Below are 14,293 nucleotides of genomic sequence, written 5' to 3' on the forward strand. Positions count from 1 at the left end.
CACACTCCTTGCCTTCCGAACTCAGCGCCCGGGACGGCGCGCATGAAACTGAATCGGTTCACCGACGGTATTGCCCTGCCCGCTCGGATGGCCCGCGCCCATGAAACGCACCGGGGCATCCTGATAGCTGGCGTCGATGGCATCGTAGTCCGCCGCACGCGGAATATGCGAAGCGTCGTCGACGTGTTCGGGCGGCGTCTGCGTCTCGCGCTGCGCCGTGGTTGCGCCGCACAGCCAGAGCAGCGCGCGCGTGAGTCCGGCATAGGGCGATCCGCGTTTGGCGAGCCCGGCATCGATGGCCTGCAGGAGATGCTCGATATCCTTGAGACGCGCCAAGCCTTCCGATTCCGTCAGGATGCCGACGTACTCGAGAAACGCGGGCAGATAGTCGGGTAACTCGCCAGGTGCCAGGTAGATGCCGCTGCGCTCGTACGTCTGCATGAGGTCGACCATCGCTTGCCCGCGATCGCGCGACTCGCCGTAGACGTGCTCGAACAGGTAGAGCGACGTCACGCGGCCACGGTCGAACTGTGCCACGTAGTTCTCCTGCAACGTGAGCAGATCGCGCTCGCGCCAGTAGGCGAAGAACGCGTCAAGCTCACGCCGTGCGGCGCCGCCAATGCGCGGACTGCCCAGCAACGTCTGCTCGATCTCGGGCAACGCGAGGGCCACCTCGTCGTCCGGGTAATGCAGCAGCGCACCGAGCAGGCGGCACTGCAAGCCGAGGGGGGTATCGGAGGCGGACATCTCAAATCTCCTGAATCGGAATGGTCCGCTTGTTCTTCTTGACCGGGTTGAACAGGTTGCCCGTGTCGTTGCCCGACGAGCATCCATTGCCGAACGAGAAGCCGCACTCGCCGTGCATGTCGAACGTGTTTTCAGCGTATTCGCGGTGGGCGGTCGGGATCACGAACCGGTCCTCGTAGTTGGCGATCGCCAGATACCGGTACATCGACTCGACCTGCGCCACGGACAGACCGGCTTGCGCCAGTACGTCGTCCGCCTGCACGCCGTCGACGTGCCGTGCGCGCATGAACGCGCGCATGGCGAGCAGGCGCTCAAGCGCAAGCTTCACCGGCGCTTCGTCGCCGGCGGTCAGTAAGTTCGCGAGATAGCGCAGCGGAATGCGCAGCGACGCCACGTCGGGCAGCGCGCCGTTCATGCCGAGATCGCCGCTGTTGGCGGCGGCGTTGATCGGCGAGAGCGGCGGCACGTACCAGACCATCGGCAGCGTGCGATATTCCGGATGCAGCGGGAAGGCGATGCGCCAGTCGACCGCCATCTTGTAGACGGGCGACGCCTTGGCGCCTTCGATCCACGCGTCGGGCACGCCGTCGAGCCGTGCCTGAGCGATCACCGCCGGATCGTTGGGGTCCAGAAAGACCGACAACTGCGACTCGTACAGGTCTTTCTCGTCGGCCACGCCGGCCGCCTCGCTGATGCGGTCCGCGTCATAGAGCAGCACGCCGAGATAGCGAATCCGGCCCACGCACGTCTCCGAGCACACGGTCGGCTGCCCGGCTTCGATGCGCGGATAGCAGAAGATGCACTTCTCGGCCTTGCCGCTGTGCCAGTTGTAGTAGATCTTCTTGTACGGACAGCCCGACACGCACATGCGCCAGCCGCGGCACTTGTCCTGGTCGACGAGCACGATGCCGTCCTCCTCGCGCTTGTAGATCGACCCGGACGGGCACGATGCGACACAGGCCGGGTTCAGGCAGTGCTCGCACAGGCGCGGCAGGTACATCATGAAGGTATTCTCGAACTGGCCGTAGATGTCCTTCTGCACCGCTTCGAAGTTGTAGTCCTGCGACCGCTTGGCGAACTCGCCCCCGAGAATCTCTTCCCAGTTCGGTCCCCACTCGATCTTCTCCATGCGCTCGCCGGTCACCAGCGAACGCGGCCGTGCCACCGGCATGGCTTTCGCATCCGAGGCGGTCTGCAGATGACCGTAGTCGAATGTGAACGGCTCGTAGTAATCGTCGATCTCCGGCAGATGCGGATTGGCGAAAATGCTGGCGAGCAGCTTGAGCTTGCCGCCCTGCAGCGGTTCGAGCTTGCCGTTGGCCTTGCGCGTCCAGCCGCCGCGCCAGCGTTTCTGGTTCTCCCAGTCTTTCGGATAGCCGATGCCCGGCTTGGTCTCGACGTTGTTGAACCAGGCGTATTCCATGCCCTCGCGGCTCGTCCAGACGTTCTTGCAGGTGATCGAACAGGTATGGCAACCGATGCACTTGTCCAGATTGAGCACCATGGCAATCTGCGCGCGCACTTTCATTGGCGTTCTCCGGTCGGGGCACGAGCACCTGGTCGGCGGTATCGTCGAGCCAGTCGATACGATTCATCTTGCGCACTACCAGGAACTCGTCGCGGTTCGAGCCGACGGTGCCGTAATAATTGAAGCCGTACGAAAGCTGGGCGTAGCCGCCGATCATATGGGTGGGCTTGACGCTGATGCGCGTGACCGAATTGTGAATGCCGCCGCGCGTGCCGGTGATCTCCGAGCCTGGCGTATTCACGATCTTCTCCTGCGCGTGGTACATCATCACGGCCCCGCTCGGAATCCGCTGACTCACCACGGCACGGGCGCACAACGCGCCGTTCGCGTTGAAGCACTCGATCCAGTCGTTGTCGACGATGTCCAGCGAGCGCGCATCGGCCTCCGACATCCACACGATCGGTCCGCCGCGCGACATCGTCAGCATCAGCAAGTTGTCGGTGTAGGTGCTGTGGATGCCCCACTTCTGGTGCGGCGTGAGGAAGTTGAGCACCTTTTCGGGGTTGCCGTTGCTGCGCTGGCCGAGCATGTGCGCGTAGCTGCCCGTATCGATGGGCGGCTTGTAGACGCACAGCGACTCACCGAACGCCCGCATCCACGGATGGTCCTGGTAGAGCTGCTGACGTCCGCTCAACGTGCGCCATGGCACCAGTTCGTGGACGTTGACGTAACCGGCGTTGTACGACACGTGCTCCGACTCGATCCCGCTCCACGTGGGCGACGAAATGATCTTGCGCGGCTGTGCCTGAATGTCGCGGAAGCGGATTTTCTCGTCGGCGCGCGCTTCGGCAAGGTGCGCGTGCGGCAGGCCAGTCACCTTCGTGAGCGCCTGCCACGCCCGCACGGCCACCTCGCCGTTGGTCTCGGGCGCCAGCGCGAGGATGACCTCGGCGGCGTCGAGCGCCGACTCGATGCGCGGCCGACCATTCGACACTCCGGCCTCCGAGACCTTGTAGTTGAGCTGCCCGAGCAGGTCGATTTCCTCGTGCGTCTCCCACTGGATGCCCTTGCCGCCGTTACCGAGCGAATCCATCAACGGCCCGAGCGACGTGAATTTCCGGTAGGTATTCGGATAGTCCCGCTTGACGACGACCACGCCTTGCGCCGTCTTGCCCGGCACCGGGTCGCACTGCCCGGCACCCCAGTCCTTCACCTCGTAAGGTTGCGCGAGTTCGCCGGGGGCATCGTGGGCAATGGGCGCGAGCACCACGTCCGTCTCCGTGCCGAGATGGCCGTCGCACAGCTCGGAGAAACGCTTGGCGATGCCCTTGAAGATCTCCCAGTCGCTGCGCGCCTGCCACGCCGGATCGACGGCGGCCGAGAGCGGGTGAATGAACGGATGCATGTCGGACGTGTTCAGATCGTCCTTCTCGTACCACGTGGCCGTGGGCAGCACGACGTCCGAGTACATGCATGTGGTGGACATCCGGAAGTCCAGCGTCACGAGCAGGTCCAGCTTTCCTTTGGGCGCTTCGTCGCGCCATTTGACCTCTTCCGGACGCGCGCCGTGGGTCTTGCCGATGTCTTCGCCCTGCACGCCGTGCGTGGTGCCCAGCAGATGCTTCAGGAAGTACTCGTGGCCCTTGCCCGACGACCCGAGCAGATTCGAGCGCCACACGAACAGATTGCGCGGGAAGTTGTCGGGGTGATCCGGGTCGGTACACGCCATGCGCAGCGTGCCGTCCTTGAGGGCGTTCGCGACATACTGCCCGGCCTTCGACGGATCGGGTAGCGAGCGGCCGACATCGAGCGGATTGGTTTGCAGTTGAGGCGCCGTTGGCAGCCAGCCCATGCGCTCGGCGCGCACGTTGTAGTCGATGGGGCGGCCGTGGAACGGGGCCTTGTCCGCGAGCGGCGAAAGCAGGCCCGACGGATCGCTGTTGTCGTAACGCCACTGGTCCGTGTGCGCATAGAAGTACGACGTCGCGTTCATCTGGCGCGGCGGGCGGTGCCAGTCGAGCCCAAACGCCAGCGGCGTCCAGCCCGTTTGCGGGCGGAGCTTTTCCTGGCCGACATAGTGCGACCAGCCGCCGCCGGATTTCCCGATGCATCCGCACATCACCAGCATGTTGATGATCGCGCGGTACGACATATCCATGTGGAACCAGTGGTTGATACCGGCCCCGATGATGACCATCGACTTGCCCTGCGTCTTGTGCGCGTTCTCGGCGAACTGGCGTGCCACCGAAATCACGTCTTCCCGCTTGACGCCGGTGATCGCCTCCTGCCATGCCGGCGTGTAGGGCACATCGTCGTCGTAGGTGTGGGCGATGTGCTCGCCACCCAGGCCCTGATCAAGCCCGTAGTTCGCGATGAATAGATCGTAGACGGTCGCCACCAGCACTTCGCCTTCGGTCGTCTGGACACGGCGCACCCCCACATTGCGGCGCTGCACCGACGCGTGCGACGTGCACGTGAAATGCGCGTGCGGCTGGTTGCCAAAGTACGGGAACAGCACGGGTACGACCTCGTCGTGACCCTCCACCAGCGTGAGGCGCGGCTGGATGGGTTTACCGTCGGGACCCTCTTCGCGCAGGTTCCACTTGCCCTTGTTGGCATCGTCGCCTTGCGCCCAGCGATAGCCGATGGAGCCGACCGGCGCCACGAACTCGCCGCTCAACTCGTCGATCACGACCGTTTTCCAGTCGGCGTTGTGCGGTTGGCCCAGCGCGCCGTCGAAATCGGCCGCGCGCAGTTGGCGCTCCGGCACGTAGCCGTCGCCCTGTTTGACCATCCGCACGAGACACGGCATGTCCGTGAAGCGTCGGCAGTAATCGATGAAGTAATCGCTCTTGCCGGCCAGGTGGAATTCGTTGAGGATCACGTGGCCCATGGCAAGCGCCAGTGCGGCGTCGGTGCCCTGCTTCGGATGCAGCCACAGGTCGCCGAACTTCGCCCCTTCCGCATAGTCGGGGAAGATCGACACGATCTTCGTGCCCTTGTAGCGCACCTCGGTCATGAAGTGGGCGTCCGGCGTGCGCGTCTGCGGCACGTTCGAGCCCCACATCACGATGAACGTCGAGTTGTACCAGTCGGCCGACTCAGGCACGTCCGTCTGCTCGCCCCACGTTTGCGGCGAGGCCGGCGGCAGATCGCAGTACCAGTCGTAGAAGCTCAGGCAGACGCCGCCGATCAGCGACAGATAGCGCGCGCCGGCGGCATACGACACCATCGACATCGCCGGAATCGGCGAAAAACCGGTGACGCGATCCGGGCCATAGCGCTTGACCGTGTAGACGTTGGCGGCGGCGACGATCTCGTTGACTTCGTCCCACGAGGCGCGCACAAAGCCGCCCAGGCCGCGACGCGCCTGATAGGCCCGGCGCGACGCCTCGTTTTCCACGATGGAGGCCCATGCCTCGACAGGCGCGAGCGATTTGCGCGCCTCGCGCCAGCGCGACACGAGTGCGCTTCGCACGAGGGGATACTTGAGACGATTGGCGCTGTAGAGATACCAGGAGTACGACGCGCCACGCGAGCAGCCACGTGGCTCATGGTTCGGCATGTCGGGGCGCGTGCGCGGGTAATCGGTCTGCTGCGTTTCCCAGGTGACGATGCCCCCTTTGACGTACACCTTCCAGGAGCAAGACCCGGTGCAATTGACGCCGTGCGTGGAGCGCACGATCTTGTCGAACTGCCAGCGTTGACGGTACGCGTCTTCCCAGCCGCGGTCTTCGTCGGTCGTGGCACCGTGCCCCTCGGAGAACTGGGGACGTGAAGACGTGAAAAAACGAAGACGGTCAACGAAATGACTCATGGCGTTTCCCTGGCATGAGTCGGCGCAAGATGGCGCCGACAGGCGAGCGAAAGCGGGAACGCCACACGATTCCGAAGTGTTGGGGGGCGGTTCCCGCCGGCTTAAGGCAACGACTGCGCAGTCGGGTCTTCGAACACGAGGCGATTATTCGCCTTCGTTTGTGACATGTAAAGCGCGTCGCATCGAAGGTTTGCCTTGGCTCAACACGTGGCGATATTTCTTGTAGTGCTATATAAGCCGCGCCCTGACTCTGCTTGACGTTGACGGCCCTCGCGGGCGTGCGAACCGCTATGTTCAATCCGATATAACGGTTTTGGCTAGGCCCGTCGGGCCAGCACCTCGTCGCGCGGGCCGGCGTCGACGACGCGGCCTGCGTCCATCACCACGAGCGTGTCGAACCGGTCAAGCAGGCTCGGCCTGTGCACCGACGCGACGATGCAGGCGTTCGGGAACGCTTCATACAGGCGATCGAATACCCGCGCCTCGGCCAGCGGGTCGAGCGCGCTGGTCGGTTCGTCGAGCAGCAACAGCGAACTCCCCTGGGCCGCCAACGCGCCCCGCGCAAGCGCGAGCCGTTGTCGCTGACCGCCCGAGAGGTTGCCACCGCGCTCATTAAGCAGGCTGGCCATGCCGTCGGGAAGATGCTGGAGGACGTCGTCGAATGCCCCCGCATGCACAGCGGCCTGCACGGACTGCGCGGCGGCCGGTTCCCCGAACGTCAGGTTCTCCTCCACGCTAGCCTCGAACACTTCGGCTTCCTGCGGGATCAGCGTGGCCAGCGTGCGCAGATCGGCCCACTGTGCCGCCGCGCCGTCGCGCAGCAGTTGACCCTGCTGCGGGAGATAGAGACCGGCCAGTGTGCGCAGCAGGGTGCTCTTGCCACCCCCGCTCGGGCCGACCAGTGCCACACGCGTGCCGCGCCGGAGCACGAGATCGATACCGCGAAGTCCGCCGCGCGCGTCGTCGGCGTAAAGCCAGGACACGCCGCGCAGTGTCAGCGTCTCCCACGGCGCATCGGGCACGACGCGGCGCACAGTCGCTTCGGGATCGCCCGGCGCCGCCCAGATCGGCTCGGCGCTGCCGTAATCCGTGTGCATACGGGCGAAGCTCTGGAAGTTCGACGCCATCGAGCCAACCACTGTCGCCGCTTGCTGTGCATACTGGTAAATCATGAACACCGTTCCCAGCAACACTGCCTGCCCCGGCACGCGCGACTGCAACACGTAGACGACGACCAGGATCCACGTCAGCCCCATGCCGAGAATATCTACGGCGAACCATTTGCCCTCGTTCACCACGACGGCGCGGCGCAGCGGCGCCATCACCGTCTCCATGCGACGCCCCAGCACTTTGCGAGATGCGGCCTGCAGACGCAGGCCGATCACCGTGCCAGCATTACCGACGAAATCGAGCAGCGCCGCGGCGTAGCGTCGTTCGGCATCGTTCTCCGCTCGGGCGAGTTGCATCAGTACGCGGTCGAAACGCAGGATGATGAGGGCCACGACGACATAGCCCGTCACGGCAATCACACCGCTCGTGCGAGACAGCAACGCCAGCGCCACCAGCGGCCCGACGAAATTAAAGGCGCTTTGCAGATAGCCGAACTGATTCTGGGCGAAGTCGGACAGCGCGCGACTGGATTGCACCACGCGGTGTTGCAACTCGCCGGAGTGTCGGCCATCGCGCCATGCCAGCGGTGCGGTGGCGATCCGCGCGTACAGTTGATCGGCCAGCCGGACACGCACACGAACCCCGACGTTGCGCTCCAGTATCCGGCCCGGACCGTGGAGCAGCCATGACACCAGATAGACGCCGACCAGGTAGACGATCCAGCGGCCCGCCGTCGTCATGTCGCCTTGCTGCAGCGCATTGATCGCCTGTGCCGCCAGCCACGGCAGGGTCAGACGCAATAACTGCGCGGCCGACAACAGCCCGGCGGCGCCGAGCAAATGCAGCCGCACGCCGTGGGCGTGGCGCCAGAGCGCGCGGTAGAGATCTCGCGCCGCACCACCCAACCCGATGGCGGGCGGTTGTACTGGAGCGTCAGGCACCGTCATGCGTGCATCGTTCCTTCGCCGTTAGGCTCAGCCCCTGGTCCGCATGCCCCTCGACGGGCGGACGGCGAACCGGGAAGTCGTCAGGCGCCGGAGGTGGCGCCAGAAGTGGCGTCGAGTGCGGTCAATATATTGGAAAATCGACCAGGCGTCGCGCTCACAGGCTGGAATGCGCGTGCCGTTCGTCTGGGTCGCGCGCGTGTGCGTGGGTTCTCGCTTGCCCGGTCGCTGCTGCCGACGCCGTCACGGCAGGGGGCGCCGGCGTGGTGTCGGGTCGCGTTCGGCGATCGCGCGGCGAAGGGGCCACATAATGGAAGCGCAACGCCGCGTCGGGATAGTGATAGGGGACCATGGCGAGATTGACGGCGCACGAGTCGCAGAACGGCAGGCGCGAGCACAGCACGATCGAGCGAACGACGTTCTCGCCCACCGGGTAATCCGCATAGATCTGCGCCAGAATCATTCGCTCGGTATCGAGCGTGCGGGACTGCGCTCCGCCGGTGGCGGCGTTGAACGTCGGCAGGTCCGCGTCGGCCATCGCCAGGCGTAGTTCGGGCGGCTCGGTGAAAATGGCCTCCTCCCCCGAGCGCGCCGCTTTGCTGCGTTGTGCGATGACGTTGTGCTCACGCCGCGCATACGCCCTGCCCGCGTCCACGATCCGTACGCTCGGCGTGTTCGTGCGCAGCGTGGTGCGCTGGAGCCCCGACAGGCAGTAGTAGAGGGTTCTCGTCCCGTCGACGAGTGTGACCTCCGCCACCGCAATATTCGCGTTACGCGAGACTTCTCGCATCCGGTCGCCGACATCGCGTGCCGCGCGCGCCGTACCGCCGACCAGTGCCTGGATCCCCGACATGCCGGGAAACAGCGTCTCGAAGATCGACAGCACCTCGCGGGTCGTCTGCACGTCCCCGACGAACGGCAACTGCGACCATACGGCCAACGGCGCGGGCCGCGAGACGAAGTCCCTCGCGATCGCATTGATGAACGCCTCCGCTTGCGCCGGGTAGTGCTGCCAGTGGTTCCACAGACGATTGAACATCGGCATCAGTGTGGTATCGATCCCCGGCGGCGCCGCGAATCCACTGGCGCCGGGCGATGCCTCGGGTGTTCTGGACGCGGCCACCCGATGTTCGATCGCTTGCGTCAGGTCGCGAACCGCTTGCCTGGCCTCGACGACGGACAGCGAAATGTCCTCGAGCCCGCGCCACACATCCGCCGGCGACGGTGCCTGCTGCCAGAGCTTGAGATACAACTGCAGGAACGTGCGGCCTTCGCCATAGGCGATCGCCGGCATCACTACGACGTTTTCGGCCGCCGCGCGATGGTTCTGTGCCGTGCGGTACGCGCGAATGTCACGGTGCGTCGCCTGGCGAAAGTGCAGGTGTACCTGACGTGCCGATTCGTGTTCACCGTATTCGTCGTGTTCGTCGCGCTCGGGCAGCCTGAAGCGGTAGAAGACGTCGCTGGACAGTTGCACGATGCCGTGCAGCGCGCCTTCGCTATCCCGATACGTCCCGAAGGGGGCCGCGATGCGCATGCCGCCGAGCGTGAGACGCACGCGGCGCCCGCCGACCGGTCCCTCCGTGGTCGGCTGCTCGTAGTAGGCCAGTTCGCCGTTCAGTTCCGGCGCATACACCGACGGATCGACGAGCGGCGAGTCCGCCGAGACGCGCGGCACGCCATGCTCGTCCATGCGCCCCAGACGCCCGAACGCAAAAAACACCTGGCCGCCGTCCGCCGATGGCATCAAGCGCGAATACACGGCGACACGCAGGCGTACGAGCGGCGACGCGTCCAACGCCTGATGCTGCGTCAAGGTTGCTCCCTGCTCTGTGACCGTCACCTCGTCGTGTCGCTCCGAGTGGCATTCCAGACACATGCCGTCGATATCGATCCCCGTGCCGCGCGAGATGCGGCACAGCGACTCCGGGCCTCGCTCGCGGCGAATGTCATCGAGCGGCCGGAGATCCGAAGCGTGTTTGCGCGTGTGCGCCACCGTCGCACCGTACAGAACGCCGTCGATGTCGAACACCTTCACCCCGTTTTGCGTCAGGTCCGGGAGGAATTCGACACGGACGTTGGGCGGCAATGACCATTGCACGCCTCGGCCAAGGGGGCCGTCGAACGGCTCATGTTTGATGACGCGCGGCAACGGCGCAGCCTGTGGCGTTGCCTGTGGCGTTGCGTGAGAGGACACCTGGGGCAATGCCTGTGCGGATGCCGGGATGGGCGTTTCCGGCCAGAGGTGTTGCAGCAGCGCGATGGCATCCTGATGGAGCGTATCGGCGCGCACCATGGCGGCAAGACACTCGAGCCCCGACATCGTCAGGCGCGATGCCAATGCGCCCGACCCGCCGATGTCGGCCGCCGCGTGCCGACGCGAGCGTGCGCTCAAAGACGCATCCGGCAGACCGCGGCGGTCGCGGGGAGCACGCTTCACGACGGTATCGATCAGCAGCTCGGCGATTTCCTCCATGTCCGGCGAATCCAGGACCGACGAATCGGGATGCGGCCAGCCCGCTGAGATAGTGGCGCCGGCGACCGCCAACGTGAACCGCACCTTGTCGCCTTCGCCGATGCGGGACTCGATCGACGACCAGCGCTCGCCCCAGAAAACAGGCCCATAGGTCTCGGCAAGGCTTCTGCCACCCACGCCGTCGGTCGAGTCGACGTTATGTAACGGTGTGATGAGCGCGGGTGCATCGTGGGCGAGCGAGAGGGCAAACTCGCGCCAGACGCCGTCCTCGCCCCTCAAGTGCAGGGAAATCGCGTGAGACGCGTCGTAGACGATCCCTCTCGGGGGCAAACCCGGCCGCCCCGCGCGCTCGACGAGCATCGACATGCGGGTTGGGAGCAGAACCTCGGCCTCGGCAAACGCCGCGCGCGTTTGAGCGTCCGAAGCGGCGACGGATTCCCGGATCAGCGCGACGACGGCGTGCTCGATATCCCCCCGGTAGGCTTCCAGTCCCGCGCTCAGGGCCTCGCGGCTGTCGGCCGGCGCCGGCGGGCGACCGAGCGATCGGGCGTGCGGTGCCGGCAGGCACTGCGCCATCACCCCACCGCCGTCGGGGCGGTAAGGCCACACGCGCAGCAACGCGTGAATGCCGAACACCGCGTCAGAATGCGGCAACGCTATCGGCGCCGTGGTTGGTCCCGTCTCGATACGAACCTCTCTGCGGCTGATCGACCGTGGCCCGGCAACCGAGGCCCCCGGGGCGACGGCCGCGACCGCTACGCCTGTCGTACAGACCACCGCCAACAAGCCCAGCGCGAAGGCCGCATTGGCGGTCTCACGGCCCGTTGCGCCAACCGCTGCGCGAGCGACGGGTTCGGTCGGCAGCGGTTGCGGGGCCGAACGCAGAGGCGCCTGCGTCTGGACAGCGCGACGACGGGGCACCGAAACACCGGCCCGCCAGTCGTCGACGAATGCGGGGCGAGCGATGCCCCGTCTTGTATGGTGCGCATTGGCGGCCGGTCGATGCGCGTGGTGCGGCATGGCGTAATGCAATCGAGTCATTCAGCGTTTCTCCGTGAATTCGGCGGCGTTGTGCCATCGCGAGATCGCGAAAGACAACATCCGCAGCGAGGGGGAAACGCTAACGCGGCACGCGAACCTGCGATTGCTGAAACGAACCGGCGATTGTGGCAGTCCTCACCCACTTCACCGCCACGGGGGGAGAAATGCGGAAATCGCTGTCCGCGTTGCAAATGGCCGCCGCGCCATGAACCCCGGCGACCGGTGGCACCCACGGCGGGCGTGGCGCGCGCCTGCGATGCCCCTGCGTGTCCCCATCCTACTGACGGTCATGCCGACGTCAACGCGTCAGCGTTAAGATGTGCAACCTTGTGCTGCTTAACGTGAGTTGTCCCCCTTGAAAACCGACATCGAGACCGTCCCGGGTCCCGCCACGAGGCACGGGCGCGCCGCCCTGGAAGTGCTGCGTGCGTTTCTCCTGCTGGGCGTGACCAGCTTTGGCGGACCGGTCGCCCACATCGGTTACTTCCGTCGCGAATTCGTGGAGCGGCGTCGCTGGCTTGATGACGCGAGCTTCATCGATCTGGTGGGGTTGTGCCAGTTTCTGCCCGGACCGGCGAGCAGTCAGGTCGGGTTCTCCATTGGACTTCAGCGGGCCGGATGGCTGGGCGGCATCGCCGCGTGGTGCGGGTTCACGCTGCCGTCGGCGCTGCTGCTTCTCGTGTTTGCCGTCGTGGCGCCGCACCTGGGCGGTCCGGTCGGCGATGGCGTGCTGCATGGCTTGAAGCTGGTGGCGGTCGCCGTCGTGGCGCAGGCCGTATGGGACATGGCGAGGCGATTATGTGCCGACACACGCCGCGCGGGGATCGCGTTGGCTGCCATGACAGTGCTCGCGTTGACGACCACCCAGTTTGCGCAGCTCATCGTGATCGCGCTGGGCGCGGGGCTTGGGGTTCTGCTGCTGCGCTCGGGCCACGCGATGGCTGCACCGCCGTTGCCCTGGTCAGCGCGATTTCGAATCTCACGTACGGCGGGCGCCGTGGCGCTGATCCTCTTCTGCGTGCTGCTGGCTGGGTTGCCGTTCTTGCGTCATCTCACCGACGCGCGGTCCGTGGCCATATTCGACGGCTTCTACCGATCCGGCGCGTTGGTGTTCGGCGGCGGTCATGTCGTGCTGCCGCTGCTACAGGCGCAGACCGTGGCGACCGGATGGGTGTCGAACGGCGACTTCCTGGCCGGTTATGGTGCGGCGCAGGCGGTGCCGGGCCCGCTCTTCACGTTCGCGACCTACCTTGGGTGGCGCTCGGGAGCCCGCTGCATCCGTGGCTTGGCGCCGTGCTTGCGACGGCGGCGATCTTTCTTCCCGGGCTCTTGCTCGTCGTGGCTGCGCTGCCGCATTGGCAGGCGCTGCGTGAGCGTGCGTCGACGGCGGCCATGCTTGCCGGGGTGAATGCGGCCGTCGTGGGCATATTGGCCTCGGCGTTGTACTCCCCGGTGTGGACAAGCGCGGTGCACAGCGCCGCCGATTTCGCAGTGGCCGCGATTGCGTTCGTGCTGTTGACGCGGTGGAAGGCACCGCCGCTTGCCGTGGTTGCGCTATGCGCTCTCGCCGGGGCGGCGGGGCTTGCCTGACGGGCCTGACAGGGCGCGACGTTGAATACCGCCTGACAGATCCGTGCGCGGCGTGGGCCACGCGGGGTGCATCAGGCCGATTCGTTATCGCATCCGGACACCGGGGGCGAGCCGGCCTCCGTGCGCGATCTTGCTTGCGTGATGTTGCTGAACGGCGGGACGTCTTGCGTGAGCCAGACGTTACCGCCGATCACCGAGCCTTGTCCGATAGTGACGCGACCGAGGATCGTTGCGCCGGCGTAAATGACCACGTTGTCTTCCACGATCGGGTGACGCGGTAGGCCTTTGCGCGGATTGCCGTCGTCGTCGGCCGGGAAGCGCTTGGCGCCGAGCGTGACGGCTTGGTAGACGCGCACGCGCTCGCCGAGAATCGCGGTTTCCCCGATGACCACCCCTGTCCCGTGATCGATGAAGAAGCCGGCACCGATCTGTGCGCCTGGGTGAATATCGATTCCTGTTTCCGAATGGGCTTGCTCGGCGATGATACGGGCGAGCAGCGGCAATTCCAGTCGATAGAGTTCGTGGGCGACGCGGTGGTGAATCATCGCGTGAATGCCTGGGTAGCAGATCAGTACCTCGTCGACGCTGCCGGCGGCTGGGTCGCCTTGATAGGCGGCGAGCACGTCACGGTCGAGCAATTCGCGGATGGCCGGGAGGCGTTGGGCGAATTGCTGGATGGTGGCGTGGGCGCGTTCCTCGATGCGTGCGGGCGTGAGGTTGGCGTCGTGGCGTGCCTTGTGGCGCCATTCCATGCGGGCTTGTTCGGCCAGGCCGTTGAGCACGCTGGTCAGGGTATGACCGACGAAATAGTTCTCGCCTTGCTGGTGCAGGTCTGGCGGGCCGAGGCGCATGGGAAAGAGCACGCCTTTGAGGGCGCCGATGATGTCGGCGAGGTGTTCACGGGAGGGCAGATCGCGTCCACCGGATTCGAGCAGGCGGCGTTGGCCGTCGCGCCAGCGCAGGCGAGCCGAGTGCAGGGAGGAGACGATGTCGTCGATGTCGAAAGCGGCCACGAGGGGGGAACTCCTGAAAAGCGGGTGCCGGGGACGGTGTCTTCGGCGGAAAGCGAAAGAAAGGGGAGGCGCCCGAAAGCGCGTCAG

General features: G+C 65.7%; 5 protein-coding genes and 2 pseudogenes. 1 reads left to right on the top strand and 6 read right to left on the bottom strand.

The features are described from left to right. Positions 1-21: 21 nt before the first annotated feature. The 5 genes and pseudogenes from narJ to DRB87_RS11805 form a co-directional block, all read right to left on the bottom strand. Positions 22-747 carry a nitrate reductase molybdenum cofactor assembly chaperone gene (gene narJ, locus DRB87_RS11785; RefSeq protein WP_130026029.1) on the bottom strand — a complete coding sequence of 242 codons (726 nt, stop codon included), beginning with the start codon at positions 745-747 and terminating at the stop codon, positions 22-24. A gap of 1 nt (position 748) precedes the next feature. Next, positions 749-2,275, bottom strand: a complete 1,527-nt coding sequence (narH, locus tag DRB87_RS11790) for a nitrate reductase subunit beta (RefSeq protein WP_017234418.1) — start codon at positions 2,273-2,275, stop codon at positions 749-751. A 39-nt stretch (positions 2,276-2,314) separates the two neighbouring features. Then, a pseudogene (locus DRB87_RS11795) lies at positions 2,315-6,032 on the bottom strand (nitrate reductase subunit alpha); the annotation flags it as partial. 317 nt (positions 6,033-6,349) lie between these two features. Beyond that, the gene (locus DRB87_RS11800; protein WP_130026030.1) at positions 6,350-8,089 is read right to left on the bottom strand and encodes an ABC transporter ATP-binding protein; all 1,740 of its coding nucleotides are present in this window, start codon (positions 8,087-8,089) and stop codon (positions 6,350-6,352) included. Between the two features lie 154 nt (positions 8,090-8,243). Beyond that, positions 8,244-11,603, bottom strand: coding sequence for a deaminase domain-containing protein (locus DRB87_RS11805; protein ID WP_130026031.1), 3,360 nt, complete (start codon positions 11,601-11,603; stop codon positions 8,244-8,246). A 367-nt stretch (positions 11,604-11,970) separates the two neighbouring features. On the opposite strand from DRB87_RS11805, the pseudogene chrA reads away from it, so the two are divergent. Next, positions 11,971-13,193 (top strand): annotated as a pseudogene (gene chrA / locus DRB87_RS11810) (chromate efflux transporter). Positions 13,194-13,264: 71 nt separating this feature from the next. Here the strand turns inward: chrA and epsC are convergent. Further along, positions 13,265-14,206 (bottom strand): serine O-acetyltransferase EpsC, encoded by a 942-nt coding sequence (epsC, locus tag DRB87_RS11815; protein WP_130026032.1) that lies wholly within the window; start codon positions 14,204-14,206, stop codon positions 13,265-13,267. Positions 14,207-14,293: the final 87 nt, after the last annotated feature.

The organism is Pandoraea sp. XY-2 (assembly GCF_004193915.1).
Lineage (GTDB): Bacteria > Pseudomonadota > Gammaproteobacteria > Burkholderiales > Burkholderiaceae > Pandoraea > Pandoraea cepalis.